28 protein-coding genes, 1 pseudogene and 1 riboswitch are annotated in these 24,672 nt (G+C 44.9%); of the genes and pseudogenes, 1 reads left to right on the top strand and 28 read right to left on the bottom strand.

The window, feature by feature from the left end; all coding sequences use genetic code 11:
• Window positions 1-420: 420 nt before the first annotated feature.
• The 19 genes and pseudogenes from DESDE_RS06565 to DESDE_RS06480 form a co-directional block, all read right to left on the bottom strand.
• Window positions 421-1,703, bottom strand: a pseudogene (locus tag DESDE_RS06565) (IS110 family RNA-guided transposase).
• A gap of 128 nt (window positions 1,704-1,831) precedes the next feature.
• On the bottom strand, window positions 1,832-3,235 hold the full coding sequence (locus DESDE_RS22435; RefSeq protein WP_014793260.1) for a hypothetical protein: 1,404 nt from the start codon (window positions 3,233-3,235) through the stop codon (window positions 1,832-1,834).
• Between the two features lie 2 nt (window positions 3,236-3,237).
• Window positions 3,238-3,519, bottom strand: a complete 282-nt coding sequence (locus DESDE_RS06555; RefSeq protein WP_014793259.1) for a hypothetical protein — start codon at window positions 3,517-3,519, stop codon at window positions 3,238-3,240.
• Window positions 3,516-4,103: a putative phage tail protein gene (locus DESDE_RS06550; protein WP_014793258.1), complete on the bottom strand. Its 588-nt coding sequence runs from the start codon at window positions 4,101-4,103 to the stop codon at window positions 3,516-3,518. Before DESDE_RS06550 ends, DESDE_RS06555 begins: the two co-directional genes overlap by 4 nt.
• A complete protein-coding gene (locus DESDE_RS06545) occupies window positions 4,096-5,175 on the bottom strand; it encodes a baseplate J/gp47 family protein (RefSeq protein WP_014793257.1) in 1,080 nt (359 codons plus the stop codon). The genes DESDE_RS06550 and DESDE_RS06545 overlap by 8 nt, the downstream gene beginning before the upstream one ends.
• Window positions 5,175-5,576, bottom strand: a complete 402-nt coding sequence (locus DESDE_RS06540) for a DUF2634 domain-containing protein (protein WP_014793256.1) — start codon at window positions 5,574-5,576, stop codon at window positions 5,175-5,177. The genes DESDE_RS06545 and DESDE_RS06540 overlap by 1 nt, the downstream gene beginning before the upstream one ends.
• The gene (locus DESDE_RS06535) at window positions 5,573-5,932 is read right to left on the bottom strand and encodes a DUF2577 domain-containing protein (protein ID WP_014793255.1); all 360 of its coding nucleotides are present in this window, start codon (window positions 5,930-5,932) and stop codon (window positions 5,573-5,575) included. Before DESDE_RS06535 ends, DESDE_RS06540 begins: the two co-directional genes overlap by 4 nt.
• 19 nt (window positions 5,933-5,951) lie before the next feature.
• On the bottom strand, window positions 5,952-6,923 hold the full coding sequence (locus DESDE_RS06530; protein WP_014793254.1) for an XkdQ/YqbQ family protein: 972 nt from the start codon (window positions 6,921-6,923) through the stop codon (window positions 5,952-5,954).
• A gap of 14 nt (window positions 6,924-6,937) precedes the next feature.
• A complete protein-coding gene (locus tag DESDE_RS06525; protein ID WP_014793253.1) occupies window positions 6,938-7,603 on the bottom strand; it encodes a LysM peptidoglycan-binding domain-containing protein in 666 nt (221 codons plus the stop codon).
• Window positions 7,604-7,642: 39 nt separating this feature from the next.
• Window positions 7,643-9,166, bottom strand: a complete 1,524-nt coding sequence (locus DESDE_RS06520; RefSeq protein ID WP_242831399.1) for a phage tail family protein — start codon at window positions 9,164-9,166, stop codon at window positions 7,643-7,645.
• A gap of 524 nt (window positions 9,167-9,690) precedes the next feature.
• Entirely contained in the window at window positions 9,691-10,104 is a 414-nt protein-coding gene (locus tag DESDE_RS06515; RefSeq protein ID WP_014793251.1) for a phage tail assembly chaperone, read from the bottom strand.
• A gap of 145 nt (window positions 10,105-10,249) precedes the next feature.
• The gene (locus DESDE_RS06510) at window positions 10,250-10,717 is read right to left on the bottom strand and encodes a phage tail tube protein (RefSeq protein ID WP_014793250.1); all 468 of its coding nucleotides are present in this window, start codon (window positions 10,715-10,717) and stop codon (window positions 10,250-10,252) included.
• A 19-nt stretch (window positions 10,718-10,736) separates the two neighbouring features.
• A complete protein-coding gene (locus tag DESDE_RS06505; protein ID WP_014793249.1) occupies window positions 10,737-12,053 on the bottom strand; it encodes a phage tail sheath family protein in 1,317 nt (438 codons plus the stop codon).
• 2 nt (window positions 12,054-12,055) lie between these two features.
• The gene (locus tag DESDE_RS22005; RefSeq protein ID WP_014793248.1) at window positions 12,056-12,232 is read right to left on the bottom strand and encodes a hypothetical protein; all 177 of its coding nucleotides are present in this window, start codon (window positions 12,230-12,232) and stop codon (window positions 12,056-12,058) included.
• Window positions 12,225-12,686 carry a phage tail terminator family protein gene (locus tag DESDE_RS06500; RefSeq protein ID WP_014793247.1) on the bottom strand — a complete coding sequence of 154 codons (462 nt, stop codon included), beginning with the start codon at window positions 12,684-12,686 and terminating at the stop codon, window positions 12,225-12,227. The genes DESDE_RS22005 and DESDE_RS06500 overlap by 8 nt, the downstream gene beginning before the upstream one ends.
• Complete coding sequence (locus tag DESDE_RS06495; protein WP_014793246.1) at window positions 12,683-12,988, bottom strand: hypothetical protein; 306 nt, start codon at window positions 12,986-12,988, stop codon at window positions 12,683-12,685. Before DESDE_RS06495 ends, DESDE_RS06500 begins: the two co-directional genes overlap by 4 nt.
• Window positions 12,989-13,338: 350 nt before the next feature.
• Window positions 13,339-13,767 (bottom strand): transcriptional regulator, encoded by a 429-nt coding sequence (locus tag DESDE_RS06490; RefSeq protein WP_014793245.1) that lies wholly within the window; start codon window positions 13,765-13,767, stop codon window positions 13,339-13,341.
• Window positions 13,751-13,963, bottom strand: a complete 213-nt coding sequence (locus tag DESDE_RS06485; protein ID WP_041917225.1) for a hypothetical protein — start codon at window positions 13,961-13,963, stop codon at window positions 13,751-13,753. Before DESDE_RS06485 ends, DESDE_RS06490 begins: the two co-directional genes overlap by 17 nt.
• A gap of 70 nt (window positions 13,964-14,033) precedes the next feature.
• A complete protein-coding gene (locus DESDE_RS06480) occupies window positions 14,034-14,285 on the bottom strand; it encodes a helix-turn-helix domain-containing protein (protein WP_014793244.1) in 252 nt (83 codons plus the stop codon).
• Between the two features lie 154 nt (window positions 14,286-14,439).
• Between DESDE_RS06480 and DESDE_RS06475 the strand changes: the two genes are divergently transcribed.
• A complete protein-coding gene (locus tag DESDE_RS06475; protein WP_014793243.1) occupies window positions 14,440-14,781 on the top strand; it encodes a helix-turn-helix domain-containing protein in 342 nt (113 codons plus the stop codon).
• Window positions 14,782-14,932: 151 nt separating this feature from the next.
• On the opposite strand, the gene groL is transcribed toward DESDE_RS06475, so the two are convergent.
• From groL to fdhF, 9 genes are all read right to left on the bottom strand, one after another.
• A complete protein-coding gene (groL, locus tag DESDE_RS06470) occupies window positions 14,933-16,570 on the bottom strand; it encodes a chaperonin GroEL (protein ID WP_014793242.1) in 1,638 nt (545 codons plus the stop codon).
• 99 nt (window positions 16,571-16,669) lie between these two features.
• Window positions 16,670-16,954: a co-chaperone GroES gene (gene groES, locus DESDE_RS06465; RefSeq protein WP_014793241.1), complete on the bottom strand. Its 285-nt coding sequence runs from the start codon at window positions 16,952-16,954 to the stop codon at window positions 16,670-16,672.
• Between the two features lie 388 nt (window positions 16,955-17,342).
• On the bottom strand, window positions 17,343-18,167 hold the full coding sequence (locus DESDE_RS06460) for an NYN domain-containing protein (RefSeq protein WP_041917353.1): 825 nt from the start codon (window positions 18,165-18,167) through the stop codon (window positions 17,343-17,345).
• A 95-nt stretch (window positions 18,168-18,262) separates the two neighbouring features.
• Entirely contained in the window at window positions 18,263-18,763 is a 501-nt protein-coding gene (locus DESDE_RS06455; RefSeq protein ID WP_014793239.1) for a MogA/MoaB family molybdenum cofactor biosynthesis protein, read from the bottom strand.
• On the bottom strand, window positions 18,763-19,197 hold the full coding sequence (locus DESDE_RS06450) for an MOSC domain-containing protein (RefSeq protein ID WP_014793238.1): 435 nt from the start codon (window positions 19,195-19,197) through the stop codon (window positions 18,763-18,765). Before DESDE_RS06450 ends, DESDE_RS06455 begins: the two co-directional genes overlap by 1 nt.
• 20 nt (window positions 19,198-19,217) lie before the next feature.
• Window positions 19,218-19,700 carry a cyclic pyranopterin monophosphate synthase MoaC gene (moaC, locus tag DESDE_RS06445; RefSeq protein ID WP_014793237.1) on the bottom strand — a complete coding sequence of 161 codons (483 nt, stop codon included), beginning with the start codon at window positions 19,698-19,700 and terminating at the stop codon, window positions 19,218-19,220.
• Window positions 19,701-19,702: 2 nt separating this feature from the next.
• Window positions 19,703-20,674, bottom strand: coding sequence for a GTP 3',8-cyclase MoaA (gene moaA, locus DESDE_RS06440; protein WP_014793236.1), 972 nt, complete (start codon window positions 20,672-20,674; stop codon window positions 19,703-19,705).
• Window positions 20,675-20,747: 73 nt separating this feature from the next.
• A riboswitch (molybdenum cofactor riboswitch) is annotated at window positions 20,748-20,873 on the bottom strand.
• Window positions 20,874-21,072: 199 nt separating this feature from the next.
• The gene (gene mobA, locus DESDE_RS06435; RefSeq protein WP_014793235.1) at window positions 21,073-21,699 is read right to left on the bottom strand and encodes a molybdenum cofactor guanylyltransferase; all 627 of its coding nucleotides are present in this window, start codon (window positions 21,697-21,699) and stop codon (window positions 21,073-21,075) included.
• Between the two features lie 267 nt (window positions 21,700-21,966).
• Window positions 21,967-24,660: a formate dehydrogenase subunit alpha gene (fdhF, locus tag DESDE_RS21040; RefSeq protein ID WP_014793234.1), complete on the bottom strand. Its 2,694-nt coding sequence runs from the start codon at window positions 24,658-24,660 to the stop codon at window positions 21,967-21,969.
• Window positions 24,661-24,672 lie beyond the last annotated feature (12 nt).

The raw sequence follows: 24,672 nt of genomic DNA, 5'->3' as shown, positions 1-24,672 counted from the left end.
TCACCCTCCCTATAATATCTTATGATTTCTTTGAATATCTCGCTTTTTCATAGAATTTCTAACGAACCAAATTAACTCACCACGGATAGAATTCGCATAGAATGCCTCATTCAGAGAATTCGGGTATGGCAAAGCCAACGTCTGCTATTGATATGTTGGCCGTTGTAAACCCATAATTCTCACGGTGGTAAACCTCCCATGTCTAACAGGGTCAAGCTTATAAAACCTGCCCTAAATTCCTTCGTTCCACCTATCCATGATTGGGTGTCAGTTATGCTCCTCAACCGAGTCATTGCTCTAATGGTGATTTATTCGACTGACTACCAGCTCTTGTGTCTTGTTAGGTTACCTGGATGACTCGCTTCTGTGGTGACGCTTTACCCACAGACCGTTACTTTTTATGGTTTCTCTGCTATTCTGTTACGCTGCTAAATACTCAACTGGACGATGAATGTCCTGTATTAGCTTGTTCGGGTCATAGTCTATACCCTTTGTTAATAGGGCATAAAACACCCGAATCAGTTTACAGCTTAAGGCTATTAACGATTGCTTCTTCTTCAGTGGATTCTTGGGCCTTGTCGTATAGTAGGTGTGTATCTCTGCAAACTCTGCGTTTTTGGCGACGAGCGGCATCACTGCCTGAAATAGAATCGCCCTTAGTCGTGCGCGGCCGCGCTTGCTGATCGTGGTCTGTCCTTTGTGCTTACCCGAGCTACTTTCTCGCAAGGCTAGGCCCGCTAGCTTTTGAATTTGCTTTGGAGATTAAAGCGTCTAATATCTCCAACTTCGGAGAGAAAACCTGCCACGGTAACGAGGCCAACACCTTTAATTTCAAGCAACTTGGCTACTTCGGGTATCTGACGGCACAACCCATCGATGGTTTCAGTGACTGCCTCATATTGTGCTGTTTTAGTATGATAGTCTTGCAGTAATAGCTGGATTTCCATTCGGGAACAAGACTCTCCTTCGGTGCAACCAATGCTCTTCTGAGCAGCTTCATACAGGCTCTTAGCCCTTTTCATTCCCACTGCTCTCAACTTGTTGTCTCTCCAAATTCGGTTGATTCCTTCTGCTCCAAGTCTTTCAACATCCCTAGGTAGCGGGGCAACTTGCAATACCAGCATGCTACTCGTGGCATCAAACTTTCCAAACACCGTTTCATGCTCGGGAAAGTAGATTTTCAGCCACCGTTGAACACGATTTTTTATACTGTTCATTTCCTTTTGGATGCGCATCCTGCAGGCCATTGCTATTCGCAGTTCTGCATAGATCCCCTCCGGGATATAGGACTCATTGTATCTGCCCTCGATGACCAGCTTAGCGATGGTTTTGGGGTCCTTTGCATCCGTTTTGCTGGGGTGGTTATCATCAAGCTCCTTACTACGCTTTACATGGAATGGGTTGACGAGGACCAGCTTAATGCTTTGCTCTTTTAGGTAGGATGCCAGGCCAAACCAGTAATGACCGGTTGGCTCTGCGCCTACCACTGTACAGTCCTTTTGTGCTTGCCTTTTTAAATGTTCAATCCATGCGTAGAAATCCTTGAATCCTTCAGCACTGTTTTCAAACTTGAATACCTTGCCTAGCTCGACTCCTCGCCAGTCGAAAGCCTTGGCGTAATGAAGCTCGCTGGCGATGTCCACTCCGATCACAATACTTCTTTCGGATAGTTGCTTTAGTTTCTCGTTTTGTGTAAAATTCATTGGGGATGACCTCCGTTATTTTGATTGGATTCTGTTGGCCAACAGTCCTTTCAAATTGTAACGTGAGGTCTTCTTTTTGACAAAGCTCATTTTTGACTACTACAGGAATGCTCCATATTATCTTGTATTTATGCCACTATAAGAGAGATTGCTCCAAATCCTACGCCATTGTCTCCTTGCATTTTATAAAATGAAAGTCTAAATACAACTTTTCCATAGCTGAACTGGACATCATTAAATTTCAGTACATTGTACCCATAAGCTGTTGATACTTGGGTTGTTAAGTATTCGCCATATGCTAAAATACCAGTAACATCATTGCCAGTACCTATTGCTGTTCCGTAACCAACGATTTGACGCGGAGTAAAACTCAAACCATCTATAGTAAAATATTCGCTATACTGGGTTCCAGAAACTCTAGAGGGGTTGTTGCCGAAACTAAAACTCTTATATACATTAGAACCAGACGCAGGTTGCAATGTCCCAACCTTATCAAAAATATTAACCCCTGCTTTAATATTCTCAGGCTTCAAATTATCACTTCCAGCAATCGTCTGCACACCACTTAGATATTGTCCAGATGCTATGGTCTGGTTGGTAGTGCCGGGTGTAAAGGTCTGCGCTCCCTTGCTGGGGATTGTTCCAGGTACTACTCCTTCGTCAGTGCCAATTGTATAAGGGGATAGTACATGTTGAGGTTGTGCGTTCCCGTACTCACCCCCTTCACCCAACAACTGAAAATTTACTCCATCTCGAATGAATGAATATATTCCTGCCTTTGGTTTAAAATCGCTCCCATCAGGTTTTTTTAATGTTCTTGCTGTCCCGTCTGATGAAATTTTAAGAGTTGCTGTACCAGTTGCAACAGCGTTGAATTTAACACTGAATTTATCATTGCCGTCAATTATCTCCGAACTCGTAACACTGTAAGCGTTACCTACATTTGTCGTTGTGCCTAAATGAGGGACATGCTTCGCATTTTCCGCCAAATGTGTAGCAAATGTATCATACCCCGCCACTCCTCCAGGGATATCCTTTTTCATCTCATCAGCCATCTTCGACTCTGTCACAGTATCATTAGCCAGCACTGCCGCAGATATCGCTCCATCCGGACCGATAGGCACGTTCTTCCATACCTGAATAAATATTTCTGTTCCTATATTTACTCCTTCAGCCAATCGAACTGTCTTCGGGTCAATGATACTGTATCGCTCCGTGCTCAACACCGTGCTATTCTGGGCAACAGTCACCGTGTCTGTTTCCTTGACGAAGGTTTCCAAAGGTATTTCAAAATCAGTTTGATCCTGCTGGCCAGCTGTCAGTACATATGAGTAGGTTACCAGTTTGGGGATGCCGGTAGCTGTAACCAGCTGAATTTGCTGATCGGTGTAGGCTTTGCTGATTTGTTCCGCTTCCCCAATCTGCTCTTCCAGAACAGCTAATCCAGCCGTGGCTTCATTCATTTCTTGCCCCAATTGGTTAAAATCTTCCTCGGTGACAATTTCACCATATTGCCAATTTGTCTTTGCCATTCTCAACCCTCCTTAACTCGAATGGATTGCGTTATGATCGTATCCGCAGTAATCGGTACATATACTTCATTTGAGCTGATGACAGTATCTGAACTATCCCTAAGCTCGATTAAAGAGACTATCGGAACCGCACCATCAGGAACGACATATTGCATATTAACCAAGCCTTGCCCTGTCTCTTTGACTTTGAAGCTGGTGATTTCATAGCTTCCATTTAATACAACTTTAGCTACTTGACCATCTACATATCCTGCTATACTGGATAAAAATTTTGTTGATATCACTTTATGATCACCTCCGGACCTGCTACAGCAAAGAGCGTAATCCCTAATCTCCATGTTATGCCTAGTCGAGCTTGTCTCTCTAACGTACGGAAACCGATATGTTCTTCAAGAGAGATATGATCACCCAAAGCGGTCTGCTGGTTATAGATCAAGTTTGCCGGTTTGATGGTTTTTATTGTTCTCTCGACCTCTTTAAAGAGGGCCGCATCTTCAATTGCTGCTTCTACAAAAAGAAGAAAGTCTTGAACATCTACACTAACAGTTGCTTTCTCTTCACCTACCAGAAAATCCAAACGGTCCTGAAGATAGCGAATGGTGAAGGGTGGCTTGGATGAATACCGATTAATAATCCGTTTTTTCCGGAAGTCCAGCCTTTCAGTCGTGGGATCGGCCTGGATGCCCAATATTCTTTCCCGATGTTTTATCGCCTCGTAGCCCGAAGTGAGAACGAATTGATCAGCGAATTGCTGATCCCTTGCGCCATCGAGAGATAGTATTTCGGTATCCACCGTATCAGCTAGAATCTGAAAGTCTAAGATGTTATCAAGCAATTTGGGCCAATACTCTCTAATCGACTTACTCATTTATAACCACCGTCCCCAGGATTGGAATTTCTTCCTCGTCAAGCACGAGATTGGCCTCCATCCCATTAAGCTTTGTTCCAATCACATCTTCGACGCCTTGGATCGTAAGCATCCGGGCATCAATTTGTGCCGTCCGGACGATGATCTGGGTCTGAGCAGCCCAGGCTTTTCTTTGTTCTAAAAGATAGGCGTCTAAGACCGCTTCCACATCGGACTGAACCTGCCCAGGAGTTACGCCGGGCGCAAGAGTGAGCGTCGTTTCCACATTCACCGTGACCTTATCCACCCCGGTAATCGTCACGGTATGGCCGATAGGTGCCTGCCCCAGCCCCATACCTTGATTCTCTTCCGGATCCATGGTGGACTGGACCTCATTCACTAATTCGGGAGATGGCTTAGTCCAGTCAGCAGCAATAATCGTGCATTTCACGGTCCCGCCGCCGGCCCAGGTTGGAAAGACTTTGCTTCCTCCGACACCATTAATAGCATTGATTTTCTGCCTATAATCTGCCATATTCCCGCCAAAAGCCGGTTCGTTAACCGTCTCATAATATCTTGAGAGCAGGGCTTCATCTGTCTCCTCATCCTCACCTGGAACTAGCACCTCGGTGAGTTCCGCCTTGGCAAGACCATTGACATAGGCGATAGGGAGCAAATCCCCAAACTGCTGATTGCCTGCCGTTCCAGCCGTTTCGCATTCAAGGACATACACGCCGGTACTGATCTGTTCAATAGTTGTATAATTCAGCCCACCGATACTGTAGCGGCTGCCTAGCGGAATGTTAAGAAGAGCACTATTGCTGTCCAGAAATCCGCCGCGCCGCCAGGCTTTTGTAGCCACCTTCCGCTTGATTCCAAACTCAGCGACCCGGCGGGTTAAAAATTCCCCACTGGCCGTATCTGCGAAAGAAAGATTGTTGTTGACCTCTAACTCAGCATATGACTGAGCCAGCTCCGCCGCTGCCGGGGCCAAGGCATCGTAAATCAGGCTGCCCTCCCGCTTGTCGATGGTCACCGGCACCCGGGCGAGCATCCTGGCCAGAATCGCCTCATAGGTCTGATGTTCATACATTAACCACTCACCTCCTGAGTCATATCGAAGCTCCCGTAGGTGCTGACCACCGTAAACTCAATCAGCAGGCTATCCCCAGTAGCTGTGGTCTGCACATTCTCGACTCCTATGATCCGGTCATCCTGAGTCAATGCCTCCTGAAGCATCCTCGTGGCTTCAGACTTCATGAAAGTCGGATTCATGCCCATCAATTGACTTAACTCACAGCCATAATTCGGAGTATAGATCAAATGACGAAACCGCTGCGTCTGCAGAATTTTGGCAGCGGCTTGTTGCACAGATTCCAGTCCGTCCAGTCTCCCGGTGATGCGCTCTTTTTCCGGATCAATTCTCCATGTGAGGGAAGGCCGTTCGGCATATTGGATCGTCCCATGGGTAATTCTTCCACCAGTAGGTATCATAATGTTGTCACCACCTTATCTAAAATGACATAACGCTGCCCTCCCTGGACCTTAAGCATCAGGACCCTATCCCCTGGGGCAAGCCCGGAACGAATCACGATTTTGGAAGTTAAGGCTTCCGAAGTGTTACTCGCAGACCCATTGTCAGTGTATTGATGCGTATGTTGCAAATCCACTTCGTAATTTGTCACCCCCTCCGGCACAATTAAAAAATCCTCCGGCAGTGTAAAACGTTGATCGACTTTGACACTGAGCGGATTCACCGTTAAGATCTCGCCAAAAAGGATATTCACAGGGTTAGATGCATTGACAGCATCAGTTCCTGCTGCTTTGATCAAGTCTAATAAACTAGACATTTCATCACCTCCTCAATTATCAAATGACCCTTAACTCAAGACTCATGGTATGGTCCACTCCATTAAAGCGGTGAGTGCATTCATCGACCAGAAAGGGTTGATTAATCCCATACTCTGCTATTTGAATTCTTACATAACGGCCACCCTGGACTCGAATGTCGCCCAGAGCTTCAATCTTAAGGGATCTCGTCTCGCGATTCTTAATCGCAGATAAATTTGTGAGCATTTCATTGATTTGGGCATAGTTCATGTTTTCGTCTACGGATTGATAAAGTTGTAGTACTCCCCACTTGGCTATATTGACACTGTCATGCGCCTCGTAAATTTCCCGCTTGCCTGTTTCTTGATTGTCCTTATATAGTTTGATGACATTATAGGTGTCAGAGTCAATAGAAACCCTATGACTGAAGTCTGTCATGAGGCTGTAGTCGCCAATGATAAAATCCAAGAGAAAATCTTCGACATTCCGAACTGACAAGGCTCCGAAATCGTCGAAGAAGACATAGTTTTTGCCGGTGTTGATCAGGGTAAGGTCCAGGGCTTTGCAGATGATGTCCATCAGCTTCTGGTTGTCTTCATGTACACTGGGGATTAGATAGCCGGTGTCATCAATCCGCCCTAGTTTTAGATCAAAGTCCGCAGCAATCTTCTGAACAACTTCGGATGCTTTTATGTTGGTCCATACACAAGTCTCGCTGGCCATGAGGTAGCGCAACTGGTCATAACAGGTGATATTAACCGTCTCACTGCTTCCACTATCAATCGAGAAGATATATCCATAAAAGACATTCGTTCCATCCTGCATCTGCACATGGACAATATCCCCGTTGGAGTATTTGAACAATGGCTCCTGATCAGATGCAGTCTTAATGAGTGTAAAGTCCAGGCTACCCGCTTTACCCATCCGACTCGTTTTCCAGCTCACATCGGCGACAATCCGAGAGATATCCCAAACGTTTCCGTCTTTATTATCTAAGACTACTTTCAGCATAACTTTAATTCTCCTTATGGCAGTTTTAGCACCCGACCGATCTGCAGGCGCTTAATTTCAGCATCCGTAATGCTATTCAGCTGCTGTATTTCCGGCCAGCGAGCGCCGTTGCCCAAGTGCTTTTGAGCTACAGCCCATAAGGTATCCCCTGCCACCAAAGTATACGTTTTAATCTGCTGTGTCTCGTTTGGTCTGGAGGGTGTCGGAGTCGGCACGGCTGTGGAGGCGCCTCTATCGATGATCATATCTTCTGTGACCCTTGTGGCTGCATAGGAGACATACCTCTTCAATTTAATGGAGTATTCAATATCCCCTGAGCCACCGGCAACCTCTTTCCAATCAAAGCTTTCGATGCTGGCTAAGGTGTTGATATCGACGCGATCTGAAATAAAAATAAAACGGATGGGTTGTTTAGACTCCATCCACCTGATGATAATCCGGACATATTCTATCGGCTGCAGGATGACTTGCGCTGTCACAAAGGGATAAAACTGGGCTGGAAAGATACTGCTAAATCCGTATTCCATGAGCTGAGGATGTTTAATGATGTTAATCTCACCCAAGGATACGATTTCTTGGGTTTGGTTGTTACCGGATTTGCTTATTTCAATGCTTCCTGGCATTACTGGGAGCTGGAAGGCTTCATCCTCACTAAAACTGAGTCTAATGCTGTAGGACATTTTGGTATCACCTGCCTTTCCATGGCATTATTTTATGACTTATCCATACACAGCTGATGTCGATGATGCGATATCTCTCTCCAACATGGTCTTAATCTTGGATACAATGGTATCCGCATCACTTCCATTGCGGATGTCTCCTGTGGTCACAGATACCGTCGGGGTGAGCGTTACGAAGTTTTGGATGTTCTTCATTTCGGCTAACTCGCGCATAATCTTCAGATCTTCACTGGAGATATCTACGGTGTCATTGATTTTGCCGACTTCGCCGACTCTGTCGATTCGGTCAATGTTGGGGAAGGAATCCTCTAGAGGATTGTTTAGGGGATAGTCTTCTTGCTTATTAAACTTATTATCAAGCCCAAACTTTGCTTTTAGATCATCTATTGAAAAATTCTCTATGGCATTTTGTCCAGCCTTTTTAAATTCTGAAAAATCAGCCTTAACTTGGATCTCTTGTATTTGTTTTGACTCAACATTTAAGAGATTAGCAAAGAATCCAGATACTGCGTTTATTCCTTTTATCGCACCATTAATTATTCCAAAAACTGCATTTATTGCGTCTTCCACAACATCAACAATAAACCCAAAGGCATCAGAGAACACTTGTCTGATTCCGTTCGTTACTAAGCCTAACGATACCAAAACAGTAATAAGCCCTATTACAGAACTAATAAACAACCCGATGGGGTTCTTCTTCACAACGAAATTCAGCACCAACCAAGCTGCCGCAACTCCTAGTATGATTGGCATTAAGCCCAAGAGAATCACACCCAGATTGTATATCAAGGTCCCTATACCCAAAAATATCTGCAGAATAGCGGGCCATGCATTTTGAACCATCGTAACTACCCATTGGATTCCAGCAACTAACCCAGTTAGCCCAACGCTTACAATGTTAAGAAACAGTCTAAATTCGTCAGACTCAAAACCTTTAATAATCATATCCAAGAGAGGGGACAAAGCATTCGCAGCATCTTCCCCCGCGTTAGCCATACTATACTTAAATATTTGAATAATCTTCTGCCACTTTACCAACGGGCGGTCCAGCAACTTTTCAAAAGCTTCCTGAGTCATGTTTTGCTGGTTTAATAATTCGTCCATCCCTTTAATAAATTCATCGATATTTCCTTTAAGTCCAGCCTGCTGCACCTCACTGCCTTCAAGCATTGCCCCGCTCATGTTAAAGCGGTCAGCCATTGATGTATAGTTGCCTGACATCAGTTCTTTCATCGAAGATGCGGCCCCTTCTAATCCTTCAGTTGGATTTAGCATAGAGAGCCGCATTGCTAAGCCATTAAGCTGCTCCAATTTGCTTGGATCTATGGTATTGGACATGAAAGACATTGTTCCTGAAAGTGAAGCATCCACATCTTGTCCTAATGCTAAAGCTTGCTTTGTAATTCGATGATAAATCGCCTTACCAAGAGGCTCACTCCCGGCCTTTGCGCTAAAAGTATCTATAGTCTGCTGTTGTTTCATTGCCGCACCTATTGTTGGCTCGCCAATTACTTTTGCTGCGTGGATTAACTTGTCTGCAACATTGGGTATTTTATTAAACATACCCAATGCTGAACTGCTCGTTGCCACTAATCCTTCTATTGGATTTAGCTTCGAAATCCGCATTACTAAGCCTTTAAGCTGCTCCAATATGTTTATGTCTATGGGCTTGAATATGGGGAACATTGTTCCTGAAAGTGACGCATCTATAATCTGCTGTTGTTTTACTGCAGCACCCATTGTTGGCTCACCAATTACTTTTGCAGCGTGGATTAACTTATCTGCAACATTGGGTATTTTATTAAACATACCCAATGCGGAACTAATCGTTGCCACATTACCACCTCCTTTTGAGTTCTTAGTTAAGACGAAGTTTTTGACCAATTGCTATTCCTTTTGGACTTAGCCGCCTCATCTCTTTTTCCTTGTTTTCGCCATCTCCTGCTTTTCTTTTTTGATGCGAATATCGATCATGGCATAAATGGCCGCCTTTTCATTACGGGGCAATCTCATAAATGCACCAGGCGAAATATGAAGCTCATGGAGGGCGTAGTAAGCGTAATTCCACTCAGCATTGCCCTCCTCAATTAGTTTTTTGCTTCTTCGACCAAATCGTTCATGCTCGTGTCATAACCATTAATTTCACTGACAATAGTCGAAACGGTAGCATATTCACCATCCTTCATTTTTGCTTTCATGGCTTTTAGAAGATTTTCAGCCCCAAGCACCCCCCAGCTTTGCTGAAGCTCCTGTGATTTGAAGTCAGGAAATACAGTTGTTTCAATAATCAGTTTAGCCACGAATGCATCCTGGTCAGTCTCAACAACCCGCTGACCTTTATGGAAGCTTGTTTTACGGCAGCTCTTCCTGATCTCGTCACCTGTGGCGGCTGAAATAGCTTTAAACTTCATAATCTTTTCCTTCCCGCCAAGACTTACTTTGCGTTCAATAATTTCTGCATCTTCAAAACTGTCCATTAAGAAATCTTGTAAATCACTCATATTTCTTTATTCCTCCCAAATTTCATCAAATACTAAGAAAACATTTAACAACGGTAATGGAAAGGAGACCAGCATTTTATCTGATCTCCTCAAAAGCGAAGTTAGAGATGTGTCTCACGGCATGATATAACCTCAAAAAGTGCTTTTATACCGTCACAGGCCGACTAAACTGATCCAGCATATCAATATCCTCGAAAGTAAAGGGCATCTCCTCTTCCAGAGGATCATCCGAAGTGATATCAAAGGAAGTTGCTACTATGCTGTCCAAATTGCAGCCTTTAAGCACAACTGTCTGTTTCCCTACACCAGAGGCTGGGTCCTCGTTGACGATTTGAAGGTCAAAATAGAAGTCCCGCCCGGTTTTCACATATTCAATCATCAACTGCCTGAACAGGCTCGTAAAATAATAGATCGTCAAGGTCCCACTGCCGGCCCAGCCCGCAGCTTTCTTTCCCACATTCGTCCTGCCCAGAATAGGGACATCCGCTTTATTCTTTTCAATGGTAGCCTCAATGGATTTAGCATAAAATAACTCTTCCACCCGACCATTGATCGTAGCAAAAGCTTTGGCCTGCTTGCCGCTAACTGCGTCTTCCGATCTTAAATATGCCATCTTATCTCACCTTCACTTTCTATTTAATCCGTACAAGAACATAAATCTTTTCAATGCTATCTACCGGCCATGCGTAAGCCTCAATATAGACCGCATCCACATCATTACCGGCTTGAACTGTTATATCCGATTGAGCATCAAAATTCTGAATTGCATCAATACCCTGTAAGGTGTTCATGTAGTTAATACACTCTGATTTCAACAGGTTCCGTCCATCCGCATTATTGGATACTTTGCCAATATAGAACTTCGAAAAAATCCGGACAAAATCATTGTTTATTCCATCCAGGACCCTGATCACTCGGTTCTTGGCGAGCTGCTTTCCTTTATCCACCGTGAAGCTGGTCAGGGTGTTAATATCCTGCTCCACCAGCGCCTGGTTGTCATTCGCGGTAAATAAGAATTCCCCTGCCTGCAACGCCGCAACGATCTGGGCATTGGTATACCGGGGAGCTACATCGACTGCATCCTCGTAGGCCTGATAGGTGAGCGATTCATTTACCTGTGCCCCCGCAGTTGCACTGGCCACCCACGCTGTCGCTTGAGCTGCTGTCAGGGTAGTTCCATTAGAGAGTACTACGCCGTTTTTAACACTAATCACACCCTCATAATCAGCAGCAGGGTAATTTTCAAGAACGACCTGGATCTTTTTCCCTTCGTCGTCCCGGAGCCGTTTGGCAAAGGCCGTGAAGGTTGCCTTGAGCGTATCATCTGTGCTAGGCAGCGCAATCGTGTTAAAGTCGAAAATCTCCACAGCAGCCAGATAATCGACATAGGCCTGATTCGTCACGGTTCCATCAGACCCGTTCACTAGTGGAGCACCTGCTGTTTCTATTAGGGTGCCGGTACCAGAAAAAATGACCCAATCATTTGCGGTAAGACCGTCGATATCGGACACGGTTTGCTTGTCGATCTCGGCTCCGTCCACTAAGGTCGATACATCAAACTTTGTCTCATCATCGATATTTTCCTGAATAACGATGGTAATATCGTTACCACGGACTCCGCCCCACTTGGCCGATACCGTCAAGTTTCCTACTGTTGCCGTCGCCTTCGTGCCAACGTTCAGTCGATAGAGAAGTAGTTTCCTGGCACGTTTCAAAGCCTCATTGATCAAGAGTAATTTAGAATCCTTGATGGGATACCCCAGTTTCGTAAATACATCCTCGCCAGCTTCGATGGTTATAATTTTATTGGGCTCGCCCCAGCTTAGAATTAATGGGATGGATGTAATCCCCCGTTCGCCCAAAGTCTTTCCTACCTGGGGCTCAGATTTAAAATTAATATATACGCCAGGTCTCACCTTGTTTTGATTTGTAAATGTGCCTGCTGCCATTTTTATTTAGCCTCCTTTGTTAAAAAATCACCAAGAATTGAGATAGCTTCATTCTTGGTATAGTTGACGCCATCCCTCAGCAAAGCCTTTAATACGTCTCTTTGTGCCGTGAATTGCTTTGATTGCAGGATCTGCGACTTTGAATATACTTTTTCAACAGGTTTATCTTTCTTAGCCACGAATAAATCCCTCCTGTTCCATCGTCTGCATCAGTGGATCGAGTGTCGTCTCTTTTATGATCTGAAAGTTGTAATCCACAAAAAAATGCAGCACTCCGTCGATAATTTCATGTCGCATTTTCGTACCTCGCATTGGTTCATCATCCCCGCCTATCACCGGGATCAGCTCCATTTTTTCGTACAGCTGCTCAGCTATGCCGTGCATCTCCTCATTTTGCCGATTTTCTTCGCCCTCATCCACCGCTGCCGGAAAGTAGTGAATATCGAAAGAGTGGTTCCGTTGATATCGCTGGCTGATGAGCTGATCCTGAGACACCTGGAAAAGCTTCACAAAAAAATAAGGTTTATCAGGACCTTGCAGAATCTCTTCGCCATAAGTAGAGATGCCGGAGAAATGCTGATGTAATAGTGTTATAACACTATCCCGTACCCCATTAACTGTAATAGCGCTCATCGGATCACTCCTTCTTTGACGACTGGCCATTCTTGACTTGTTCCATCTCCTGCATAGAAGTGGTCATCATAAATCTGCCTTCCACCCAGCCATTTTTTTCCGACATGCATCCCGGTAGAGCCGTAGTTCCCCCGATAGGCCGGCATCACCTCCTTATTAATCTTGATTGCCCCTTTGTCTTCGACAAAACGATTCTCCTCCCAATGACCGGGTACCCAGTGTGCCCAACTGTACTCCACGAAGGAAGCTTGAAGCTTCGCAATCTCTGCCTTTAACCCCTCTTCATACTGCTTTTTGTTCATAAGAATCATCCTTTCATCATTACTTTTTGCCCGGTCGTGTCCGGTGGAGTCCTGTTGTTTTGCGCCGACAGTACCGAAGCGGCAAAAATAAATATAAAGAAAGCACCTACCAATAACTTGGTAAATGCTTTAAATATCCTCGGTTCGCAATCTTACCCTATAATCTTCACAACTACATCACTATCTAAAGCATAGCCAAAGCGGCTAGTCTATATTTCACCTAGCCGCCCGAGAGGAGAATTGTCGAAAGGGGCACTCCTATAAATAATGAAAGGTGCCCATTTCTGGACGCCTTTCACTGATACCATAATACTACGGAAATGGTGCTGAATACTTCGCAAATTCTACGTTTATATCAATCGCATCCTTAAAGCAAACCTTCTGATTATCCTTCTTTTGTCTCCATAGTACTTTGTTTGCCCTATGTGCAGCTCACTGATGATCCCAAAGTCTGTATAGCAACTCTTAAAATATTTCATCTCGACTAATCTTGTTTCCTCTTCCGACAACTCTTCCAAGACATCCTCGATACACTTCACAACATCTTTCATTCTGCTAACTCTCTGCTCATTAGCGATAATCCTCGCTACTTCATCATGTGTTGGGTCGCTTATCTGATTCTGTGAGAATCTCCCTGTTGGGTCTTTACCAAGCCCCGATTTAGCACCTGTATACAGCAACTCTTTATCGTATTCCTCAATAAGTTTTTTGTATGTCCGATAATTCCTAAGCTCTGCTTCGACATATTGATTAATATGCCTTTCAATTCTTTCTTCCACCGCCACTCAACTCCTCTTTTCTACGCATGCTTACTCCAAACACTCTGGACACATCACATATCCACTGGTGTGTGTCACTGTCGAGTAGGAGTTTACCAATAAATTCAGATTGTGATATACTGACATCAGAGATTATTTTTATTCCGCCCGTTAAGTCTGCCAGGACTTCGGGCCTTTTTCTTTTGATCTGCTTCATTAGGCTTGCTTTTTTGGGACTAAGCTAATGGATATCGTAAACAGCTCTTGTACCTTTTGATCTCGATCAGTCATGACTTTATTGTCCCTCCCCTTACCAATATCTCGGCCCACCTGTTTTTAGGAAGCTTGTCCAACTTTCGAGTACGATAAGCCGCGATTAGCTTAAGGCACTTCAAAGCAAGGTATTCTTCTACGATGATTTTTCGTTTACCGTTTAACATTTGATTGATAGCTCCGGTTGAAATCTTAGCTTTCTCGGCTAAAAAAACCTGAGTAACACCCTTGTTTTCTAGATACCGCTTAATATTTTCGCCTACCATATCCTCACCCCCTAACTTCATACTTTATGAACTCATAACACTATCTTACTTCATGAATAATGAATAATCAATATCTTTTATTCATACTTTATGAATGTTTATCTTGATTAAGGTCATAATTACAAGTATAATTAACACAAAGGGGTGGTTATTAATGGAATCAGTTAAGGTAAGGGTAGCTGAAAACTTACGCAAATATCGCGAAAGAAGAGGTATAACCCAGAAACAATTAGCCAACCATCTAGGAGTAAGAGATAACACGATATCATCGTGGGAAAAGGGAACCAACTCTATCGACATATCTACTCTTCTGAATATTTGCAACTTCTTAGAGATTAGACTGGATGATATCTATGGAATAAGTGACAAAAAAATATCCCCCGTTGAGTTAACGGAGGATGAACTGGCTCTTTTATCAAGTTTTCGTAAGCTGTCGCATGATAACAGAATGAAAGTCCTCGGAATAGTCGAACTAAAAGCATCCGAAGATGCCTAAAGAATGCCTAGAAGGCAAAAACATCGGAAAACAAAAAAAGAGGCTTCCCGCAAGTTCAGTGAACTCATGAGAAACCTCTAATTCTCATCCATACTCAACAAGGGTATGGATATCTTTACTTAATTATGTTACGCTTTTGGGTTTCTTAAGCCTACATCATACCGCCCATTCCACCCATGCCGCCCATACCAGCCATAGCAGCCGCAGCGCCATTATCCTTAGATGGAATATCGGAAACTATGCATTCGGTAGTAAGGAGCATAGCAGCGATGGAAGCTGCATTCTGCAGAGCAGAACGTGTAACCTTAGCAGGGTCAACGATACCGGCAGCAATCATATCTTCATATGCTTCGGTCAGAGCATTGAATCCTACCCCACGACCACCATTGCGGACCTTCTCCACAACGATGGAGCCTTCAAATCCTGCATTATTGGCAATTTGACGGAGAGGCTCTTCCAAAGCACGGCATACGATAGCTACACCGGTCTTTTCGTCTCCAGTCAGCTGGAGGCTGTCGAGAACCTGGGCAGCATCCACTAAAGCGCAACCACCACCGGCTACGATACCTTCTTCAACGGCTGCGCGGGTTGCAGCTAAAGCATCTTCGATGCGGAGTTTCTTTTCTTTCATTTCAACTTCTGTTGCAGCGCCTACTTGAATTACAGCAACACCGCCGGCTAATTTAGCCAAACGTTCTTGAAGTTTTTCGCGATCGAAATCAGAAGTCGTTTCGTCGATTTGCTTTTTAATGGCTTCCACACGGCTCTTAATATCATCTTGAGAACCGGATCCTTCTACAATGGTGGTTTCTTCTTTAGTTACGCGAATTTGACGAGCACGGCCCAGCATATCAATCGTAGTGTTTTCCAGCTTTAAGCCAAGATCTTCGGTAATGACGGTACCACCGGTGAGAATCGCGATATCTTCCAGCATTGCCTTACGGCGATCACCGAAGCCAGGAGCTTTTACGGCAACGCAGGTAAAGGTTCCGCGAAGTTTGTTCAGAATGAGAGTAGCCAAAGCTTCACCTTCGATATCTTCGGCAATAATCAGAAGTTGACGGCCGGCTTGAACGACTTTTTCAAGAACGGGGAGGATGTCGGCGATAGCGCCAATTTTTTTATCGGTAATTAAGATGTAAGGGTCATTTAAAACAGCTTCCATCTTATCGGTATCAGTAATCATATACGCAGAGAGATAGCCCCGGTCAAATTGCATACCTTCTACAACTTTAAGCTCGGTAGTCATTCCTTTAGCTTCTTCTACGGTGATTACGCCGTCTTTTCCGACCTTTTCCATAGCATCAGAAATCAGAACGCCGATGTTATCATCGCCAGCGGAGATAGAAGCTACTTGAGCGATGGATTCTTTGCTTTCAATGGGCTTAGCATTGGTTTTAATATCATTGACAACCGATTCAACAGCCTGCTCAATGCCCCGTTTGATACCCATAGGATTAGCACCGGCAGCCACGTTCTTTAAACCCTCACGAATAATCGCTTGAGCCAATACGGTTGCAGTGGTGGTTCCATCCCCTGCTACATCATTGGTTTTGGTTGCAACCTCTTTAACAAGCTGAGCACCCATATTCTCAAATGGATCTTCCAGTTCAATTTCCCGAGCAATGGTCACACCGTCATTGGTGATCAAAGGCGCGCCGAATTTTTTGTCCAAAACCACGTTACGACCTTTAGGTCCGAGAGTTACCCGGACAGATTCAGCCAAAGCATTAACACCACGCTCTAGTGCACGGCGAGCTTCTTCATTGAAAACGATTTGTTTTGCCACCTGTAAGTTCCTCCTTAAAAATCCGAAATTTAAGACTCGATAAGTTAGAAAGCATTATGCAATGTCAAGTTTCCTAAGTAGATAAGCAAAGAGTATGTCCTAGCCAATAACCGCTAAAATGTCAGTTTCCTTAAGAATGAGATACTCTTGACCATCATACTTTACTTCAGTACCAGCATATTTGGAATAAATCACGCGGTCACCCACTTTAACATCGAGGGCAATGCGCTCTCCCTTTTCCACTTTTCCAGGTCCTACTGCAACGACTTCACCTTCTTGAGGTTTTTCCTTAGCCGTATCCGGCATGATGATTCCGCTTTTTGTCTTTTCTTCCATAGGGAGTGCTTTAATGACTACCCTGTCACCTAGAGGCTTAATGTTCATTGAAGAAAGTCCCTCCTTAAGAACTAAAATATTATTTTGCTATTGTTAGCACTCATTCCTATTGAGTGCTAACATCATACTATAATAATATGCAAGGTAGATGAAGAAATCAAATCCTGTCATTTGCATTTTTAAGAGATTTACAGTCGAAAACCTTCTATTTTCTCCTTATATCTGCTCCTTATTGCATCACTCTTAAATTGACAGAATATCATTGCTTCTACTTGCATTCACTAAGCACTATATTGACCAGTCCCCGGGGGGTTTATTCATTCTTTGGGCAAAAAACTATAATTTCATTTTAGAAAAAGGGATATCCGCCCCCTCAAAGCCAGATATCCCTTTTTCTATTGCTTCATTATCCCATACCTTTTCACACAGAAAATCATCAAAGGACTCCTAGCTTCTCATAGCGTTTGCGAATCTCTTCTATTGCTGAACCCAGAACAGCTTGAACCATAGAATGGTCAAGATTTAAAAGATAAATCTTTGTTTTACCGATCTTTAAACCAGAATCTGCATATTCTTGTTCAAAGAGGATCCCCTCTTTTAAAGCATGGCGAATAAGGTCTTTCACTTGTGATGTGGTAGCCCCTAGATGCTCCGAAAGAGCGGTCCTTGCTTTGGTAGAGGCAACATACGCCATACTTGACTGAAGCTGAGCCAGGATTAAGATTCCTTGCTCAAGATCCTTTTCTGCTTTATATTCCCGTGGCCGCTCCTGAGTGAGAAGCTCGCTGAAAAAATCCTCAGAATCACTAAAGGGTTGCAGCTCATGGTGTATACTTCCATCCACGCCGATGACCTTAACTTCTTTTCCCCAGGCTCTTATTTTACGAACTAAGGGCAAAAAATCTCCATCCCCGGTTAGAAGGAGAAATACATCAAAAGTCGTGGTACGGGTAAGCAAGATTTCCTGCGCTTCCAGTATGAGCTCCACATCCGCCGCATTTCGCCTTAATCCTGTGCTGGCGAAATTACTTTTTCCGTAGACATGACGCGTATATACATGAGTCTTCTCAAAGGAAGTCTGGGTACGCCAGAATTCCTCCCGATCAAAATTAGCATAGAGATAAATAGCGGATAGGACATAGTGGTTTCGTTTAGCGTACAATTGAATGGATTCCATGAGGATTTCCGGAGTTAATTCATAACCTTGTTCAAATAGTCCTGTCCATATATTTTCATAATCAACAAAAGCAATAGTTTTCAAAACCATATCACCCCATTTCCACTTCTGCTTACTATAGAATACGCAGGAAAAGGACAGGGGTGACAAGCTCAAAAAATATTTTCTGCTGAATATCTCTATTGATGAGTAGGAGCAGCGCACTCGCCGGCTTCGCCTTTGAGGATTTGAATTCCATGGGGCAGAGCAGGAACAAGAGCGGCCCAACACTCCTTACAAGCCTTAGGAGAACCCGGCATATTGATGATTAAGGTCTTCTTGCGCAAGGCGGCTACCGCTCGACTCAACATAGCCTTCGGGGTAATTTTATAGCTCTCATAACGCATTACTTCAGCAATACCAGGGACCATCCGATCCGCAACGGCGATAGTGGCCTCTGGGGTAACATCACGTAAGGAGAAGCCTGTACCTCCCGTGGTCAGAATAAGGTCCAAGCCATCTTCATCCACCCACTTTTTCATAGTTTGAGCCAAAAGCTCCTGATCATCCGGAAGGATGGCATAGAGAACGACTTCGCCGTCAATCTCTTTCACCAATTCCTTGAGAACAGTACCGGAAAGATCTTCTCTTTGACCTTGGGCACCTTTATCACTGGCTGTTATAACCCCAACCCTTAGCATTATTCCATCACCTCAATAGTGTCTCCCACCCCAATAGGACCACCTTCCAGAACACGGATAAAGATCCCTTCCTTCGGCATAACACAATCCCCCGCTTGATAATAAATAGCACAACGGGTATGACACTCTTTACCGATCTGGGTCACTTCCCCCACGCCGGTTTCACCAATCTTCAGTTTTGTGCCGAGGGGCAGGCTAACCAGATCAATTCCTTCGGTGGTTAAGTTCTCAGCGAAATCTCCCGGTCCCACATCAAGCCCCATGTCCTGCATCTTCTTAATGCTTTCCAAAGCCAGCAAACTTACTTGACGATGCCAATCTCCCCCATGGGCATCACCTTCAATACCAAAATTAACCTTCAGGATTCCCTCGCCCACGTTCTTCTTCCGCATCCCCTTTTTCTCACTTGTACAAACTGCAATAATTTTCGCCATTCATCTTTCTCCCCAATCTTTTAGCTTATATGGTCTTCGCGCATAAAATGACCGCTCTTGCCACCGGTTTTTTCCATGAGCCGGATATCGCCGATGACCATGGTCTTGTCGATAGCTTTGCACATATCATAGATGGTTAAAGCTGCTACGCTTACCGCTGTAAGAGCTTCCATCTCAACCCCGGTTTTCCCCGTGACCTTGACGATTCCTTCGATTTCTATGGTTCCTGGAGGAACAATTTCAAAATTCAGTTTAGCCCCTGTAATAGCCAAAGGGTGACACATAGGAATAACATTTGAAGTTTGTTTGGCTGCCATGATTCCTGCGACTTGGGCTACCGCCAATACATCCCCTTTAGCAATCTGCCCTAACCGGATTCTCTCTAAAGTTTCCGGTTGCATCTCTACCTTACCCCGGGCTGTAGCCACTCGAGTGGTCTCCGCTTTATCCGAGACATCCACCATACGTGCCCGGCCTTCTTCATCAAAATGTGTCAATTCCATAATTATCCTCCAATCTGGGACATAATCCGTTGATCCTGCCAAGCCTGATCATTCATATGATGTTCAGCCGGCTTATTCCAAATCGCTTGGGCAAAAACATCCCTGACCTCATCATCACTCTTGTTGGAGCGAAGCACTTCACGAAAATCCACTTCATTGGAACTGTGTAAACATAGGCGCAGCTTACCATCGGGAGTTAAGCGAATACGGTTGCAGGTGCTGCAAAAATGTTTGCTGATAGCGCTGATAAAGCCCACACTACCTTTAAATCCCTCCGAAGTGATATATTCAGCAGGCCCTCCTCCTCGAATGTCACGAGTAGCTTTAAGGCCCTCTAAGCCCAATATTGCTTTCATCTCATCGATGGATACAAAATCACTGCGTTTATCCGAACTGATTCCGATGGGCATCAATTCGATAAAGCGAACATGAACGGGATAGTCATGGGCTAATTCCATAAAACGTGGCAGTTCATGGCTATTGAAATCACGAACAACCACTACGTTGAGTTTAACCGGATGTAACCCTACTTCGAGGGAGCGGTGTATCCCTTGAAAGACTTTCTTAATATCCCCACCACGGGTGAGCTCTCGAAACTTATCTTCATCGAAGGTATCCAGGCTTATATTAACTCGATTAACTCCCGCCTTCTTTAGGTCTTCTGCCATGTCTGGAAGAAGTATCCCATTGGTGGTAAGCATCAGATCCTCCACCCCTGAAATTTGGGAAGCATTCTGTAAAAATTCCAGAATTCCGGATCGAATTAAGGGCTCCCCGCCGGTTATGCGAAACCGTCTAAATCCTAAGGAGGTACTAATCCGCATGACACGTGATATTTCTTCATAGGTCAAGATAGACTCATGGGGAATCCATTGAACTCCTTCAGGAGGCATGCAATACTTGCAACGTAAATTGCAGCGATCTGTAATGGAAATCCTCAGGTATTCGATCTGGCGTCGATATTGATCTTGCATAGATTTCCCCCACCTTCACGTTCATTATTCCACAAAACAAAGAACTCCCACGGTCTGTAAAACCGGGGAGTTCCCCTATACCCTACAGACTCCTTTCCAAATGGGAGGCATTACTGTTTCCAATAATACCCGGTGCAGAATGCACGACTGGTAAACCATAGCTCACTTTAGGTTTCCAGCTTCGGAGCACAAAACGTATTCTATTACTCATTATACTACGGCTGTGAATAATTATTAAAGAATGTAACTAATTGTAGTATACACTATTTTGGAGATTGCAAAAAGAGTTCTAATAATAATATTTCTTAATCTTTATTAACAAATCTTAATAAATTCCTGATAAAATAGCCGCTTTTTATAGTTTCCTTTAAATACGATAAAGAATGTCTACATTATTGTCAAGTATTATGAAGATTATGCTGTTGCAGGGTTAGGTATTCTTGAGGTGTATTCATATTACTGAAACAAAGACGTATGTTTGGAAAATTAATGAAATCCTTCTCCCTCATATGACGTACCCTGTTGTTTTGCCGAATAAATACTGCCAGTTTAAGATGCTTCGCCTTTAAACTGTCTTCAATTATGGGAAGACAGTTTTTGTGATAAAAAGCATGGAGGGGTTGAATTTCGCCATCAAGCTCAGGGATTAAGATATCAACCTCCCCTTCAATTTTCCCGGCCATAAATCGAATCACTTCTACACTCAAAAAAGGCATATCGCAAGCGGCAAAAAAGGCATAATCATAACGAGCTTCCCGCAAGCATGCTTCTAACCCTCCTAAGGGCCCATGGTCCAGATAATTATCTTTGATCACTTTAACTCCATATTTAGCATAGAGCTCCGGATGATTGCTGCTAATCATCACTTCAGCAAAGACCGTACTAAAGATAGCTAAGGTATGCTCAATGAGTGGGACCCCAGCCCATTCAATAAAAGCCTTGTTGCGACCCATGCGAGAGCTTTTCCCACCGGCCAGGATAATTCCGGTTATCGGCAAAAGGGTTTCTCCATTATTAGCATCCATATGGTATGTCTCCCTATATCTATCAATGATCAGACTTTTGTCTTTTGCTTTATTGTAACACAGATAAGCCCTTCCCATAAAAGAACTTTTACTTTCCACCCTAATAGCTAGTTAATACCAAGCTGTTTTTTCTGAAATAAAAAAGGGAGAGTGCCGCAAGCTATGCATATTAGACAAAGCTTGGACACTCCCCTATTCCTATCCTCACAGAGGATAAGTCAACTACGCTTCAGATGGAGTCGAAACTCCACCTGAAGCAAGTTTCCTTTATTGTGCAGATTGCACCAGAGGTTCCACCCGCACACCGCAGACCTTATATTCGTAGGTCTTAGTTACTTTATCATACGCTCCGTTGGTTAAGACATTCGTCGGTGACTCCCTATAATGCAGGGTCATAAAGAGCACTCCAGGCGGGACCCTTTCAGTTACCCAGACCTTGGTCACTACCTCACCGCGGCGGGAAACTACTTTAACATTCTCACCGTCCTGAATTCCCAACCGTCGGGCATCCTTAGGATTAAGTTCAGCCAATTCCTCAGGTGCATGCTCATCCAACGCAGCTGAGAAACGAGTGGAGATATTGTAATGCTGCAGCTTGCGGCCTGTGGTCAGCAGGAATGGATACTCTTCATCAGGCAGCTCATCCGGCAGTTGATGCTCAATCGCCGCGAATAAGCCTTTGCCACGGGTAAATTTCCCTTCGTGCAGGAACTTCGTTCCCGGATGATCGGCATGGGGAACCGGCCATTGCAATCCCTTCCTGCCCAGACGTTCATAGGTGATGCCGGCATATTGCGGCGTCAGCGCGGCAATTTCCTGCATGATCTCCGCGGGAGACTGGTAAGCCATCGGATACCCCATCCGGTTGGCGAGCTCACAAATGATTTCCCAGTCAGCCTTCGCAGCGGCGATCGGCTTAATCGCCCGATTAACCCTCTGCACCCGACGCTCGGTATTCGTGAACGTGCCGTCCTTTTCCGCAAAGCTGGCGCCCGGCAAAATGACATCAGCCAGTTCGGCGGTCTCAGACATAAAGATGTTCTGAACAACCAGGAAATCCAGAGCCTCCAGGCCTTTACGCACGTGATTGGCGTCGGCGTCGGTTAGCACAGGGTCTTCGCCCATGATATACATAGCCCGCAATTCCTTCTTAACCGCTGAATCAAACATATCCGGAATCATGAAGCCCTGGTTGGGATTAAGGGAAGCTCCCCAGGACTCTTCAAACTTAGCCCGCACCGACGGGTTGGTAACACTCTGGTAACCGGTGTAAACATTAGGCAGAGCCCCCATATCGCAGGCTCCCTGCACATTGTTCTGACCCCTCAACGGGTTGACTCCGGAGCTTTCCTTCCCGATATTTCCAGTGAGCATGGCCAGATTGGCCAGGGACATAACATTATCTGTGCCACAGACATGCTCCGTGATTCCCAGGGTGTAGAAAATCTGAGCACGTTCCACACCGGTGTAGAGACGGGCAGCTTCCACCATTAGCTCTACGGGAACTCCAGTGATTTTGCTGACTTCTTCCGGCGGGAATTTCTTGAGATTTTCCCGTAGTTGTTCATAGCCTTCGGTCCGTTCCTCAATAAAGGCACGATCCTCCCAGCCGTTCTCCAAAATGATATTCATAATCCCATTGATCAGGGGAATATCTGTGCCCGGCTTCAATCTCATCCAGACATGAGCATCCCTGGCCAGCTCGATCTCCCGTGGATCAGCTACGATGAGCTTGGCTCCCCGAGCCAGTGCTTGTTTCATCTTGGTACCGATAATCGGATGAGCTTCCGTGGTATTGGAGCCGATTACAAACATGACTTCCGCATTGGGGATTTCATTGATGGAATTGGTCATCGCTCCTGAGCCAAATGAAGTGGCAAGACCTGCCACAGTGGGAGCGTGTCAGGTACGTGCGCAGTGATCCACATTATTCGTTCCGATCACCGCGCGCATGAATTTTTGCATCAGGTAATTTTCTTCATTGGTACAACGAGCCGAACTGAGGGCTGCAAAAGAATCTGGTCCATATTGCTCTTTGATCTCACCGAACTTTGTGGCAATCAAATCAAGAGCTTCATCCCAGCCTGCCGGGACGAATTCGCCATCCTTTTTAATCAACGGAGTCGTCAGGCGCTGAGGACTATGGATCAAGTCCATACCGAAACGGCCCTTGACACAGAGGGCTTTGCCGTTCACCGGTGCCTCCGGATTTGAAGTTACCCCAATCACTTTGCCATTGCTGACATTTAAGTCAAAGTTGCAGCCTGTACCGCAGAAAGGACAGGTGGTCTGTACTTTTTCGATGTTCCAGGCCCGAGCCTGGCCAACCATCTTTTTCTCCACCAATGCCCCCACCGGGCAGACCGAAACACAGGATCCGCAGAAAACACATTCCGATTCACTATAAGGAATATCAAAAGCCGGTCCCACCTGGGCGTCAAAGCCCCGCTTAAAGAAATCCAATACGCTTCGTCCCTGAATCTCTTCGCAAGCCCGCACACATTTACCGCAGAGGATGCATTTATTCGGATCTCTTAGAATAAAGGGGTTGCTGTCATCAAGGGGGTGTTCACGCCGTTCCCCTCGGTAGTCTTCACCGGATACACCGTATTCATAGGCATATTGAGCAAGGGAGCAATCCCCCATCTTTTGACAGGTCATACAATCCAATGGATGGTTCGCCACTAAGAGCTCAAGGATCACCTTGCGGGACTTGCGTACCTTCGGTGTCTGAGTTTTAACAATCATACCCTGGGTCACTTGGGTCACACAAGAAGGCGGCAAATTGCGCATTCCTTCAATCTCCACAATACAGAGACGGCATGCCCCGGCATTAGTGAGCTCCGGATCCTGACAAAGGGTTGGAACCGGAATATCGTGCATCCGGCATGCTTCCAGGACCGTGCTTCCTTTGGGCACCACAACTTCTTTTCCATCAATGGTTAAATTCAGCCATTCCACCAAATCCACCCC

Source organism: Desulfitobacterium dehalogenans ATCC 51507 (assembly GCF_000243155.2).
Classification (GTDB): domain Bacteria; phylum Bacillota; class Desulfitobacteriia; order Desulfitobacteriales; family Desulfitobacteriaceae; genus Desulfitobacterium; species Desulfitobacterium dehalogenans.
Note: the sequence above shows the minus strand (reverse complement) of the source record. Positions and strands in the feature narration are given on the sequence as shown.

What these genes read in the sequence shown, in the direction of transcription:
- DESDE_RS22435 (WP_014793260.1), bottom strand. Translation starts at nt 3,235, where the DNA reads ATGGCAAAGACAAATTGGCAATATGGTGAAATTGTCACCGAGGAAGAT.
- DESDE_RS06550 (WP_014793258.1), bottom strand. Translation starts at nt 4,103, where the DNA reads ATGAGTAAGTCGATTAGAGAGTATTGGCCCAAATTGCTTGATAACATC.
- DESDE_RS06545 (WP_014793257.1), bottom strand. Translation starts at nt 5,175, where the DNA reads ATGTATGAACATCAGACCTATGAGGCGATTCTGGCCAGGATGCTCGCC.
- DESDE_RS06540 (WP_014793256.1), bottom strand. Translation starts at nt 5,576, where the DNA reads ATGATACCTACTGGTGGAAGAATTACCCATGGGACGATCCAATATGCC.
- DESDE_RS06535 (WP_014793255.1), bottom strand. Translation starts at nt 5,932, where the DNA reads ATGTCTAGTTTATTAGACTTGATCAAAGCAGCAGGAACTGATGCTGTC.
- DESDE_RS06530 (WP_014793254.1), bottom strand. Translation starts at nt 6,923, where the DNA reads ATGCTGAAAGTAGTCTTAGATAATAAAGACGGAAACGTTTGGGATATC.
- DESDE_RS06525 (WP_014793253.1), bottom strand. Translation starts at nt 7,603, where the DNA reads ATGTCCTACAGCATTAGACTCAGTTTTAGTGAGGATGAAGCCTTCCAG.
- DESDE_RS06520 (WP_242831399.1), bottom strand. Translation starts at nt 9,166, where the DNA reads ATGTTTAATAAAATACCCAATGTTGCAGACAAGTTAATCCACGCAGCA.
- DESDE_RS06515 (WP_014793251.1), bottom strand. Translation starts at nt 10,104, where the DNA reads ATGAGTGATTTACAAGATTTCTTAATGGACAGTTTTGAAGATGCAGAA.
- DESDE_RS06510 (WP_014793250.1), bottom strand. Translation starts at nt 10,717, where the DNA reads ATGGCATATTTAAGATCGGAAGACGCAGTTAGCGGCAAGCAGGCCAAA.
- DESDE_RS06505 (WP_014793249.1), bottom strand. Translation starts at nt 12,053, where the DNA reads ATGGCAGCAGGCACATTTACAAATCAAAACAAGGTGAGACCTGGCGTA.
- DESDE_RS06500 (WP_014793247.1), bottom strand. Translation starts at nt 12,686, where the DNA reads ATGAGCGCTATTACAGTTAATGGGGTACGGGATAGTGTTATAACACTA.
- DESDE_RS06495 (WP_014793246.1), bottom strand. Translation starts at nt 12,988, where the DNA reads ATGAACAAAAAGCAGTATGAAGAGGGGTTAAAGGCAGAGATTGCGAAG.
- DESDE_RS06485 (WP_041917225.1), bottom strand. Translation starts at nt 13,963, where the DNA reads ATGAAGCAGATCAAAAGAAAAAGGCCCGAAGTCCTGGCAGACTTAACG.
- DESDE_RS06480 (WP_014793244.1), bottom strand. Translation starts at nt 14,285, where the DNA reads ATGGTAGGCGAAAATATTAAGCGGTATCTAGAAAACAAGGGTGTTACT.
- DESDE_RS06475 (WP_014793243.1), top strand. Translation starts at nt 14,440, where the DNA reads ATGGAATCAGTTAAGGTAAGGGTAGCTGAAAACTTACGCAAATATCGC.
- groES (WP_014793241.1), bottom strand. Translation starts at nt 16,954, where the DNA reads ATGAACATTAAGCCTCTAGGTGACAGGGTAGTCATTAAAGCACTCCCT.
- DESDE_RS06455 (WP_014793239.1), bottom strand. Translation starts at nt 18,763, where the DNA reads ATGCTAAGGGTTGGGGTTATAACAGCCAGTGATAAAGGTGCCCAAGGT.
- DESDE_RS06450 (WP_014793238.1), bottom strand. Translation starts at nt 19,197, where the DNA reads ATGGCGAAAATTATTGCAGTTTGTACAAGTGAGAAAAAGGGGATGCGG.
- moaC (WP_014793237.1), bottom strand. Translation starts at nt 19,700, where the DNA reads ATGGAATTGACACATTTTGATGAAGAAGGCCGGGCACGTATGGTGGAT.
- moaA (WP_014793236.1), bottom strand. Translation starts at nt 20,674, where the DNA reads ATGCAAGATCAATATCGACGCCAGATCGAATACCTGAGGATTTCCATT.
- mobA (WP_014793235.1), bottom strand. Translation starts at nt 21,699, where the DNA reads ATGGATGCTAATAATGGAGAAACCCTTTTGCCGATAACCGGAATTATC.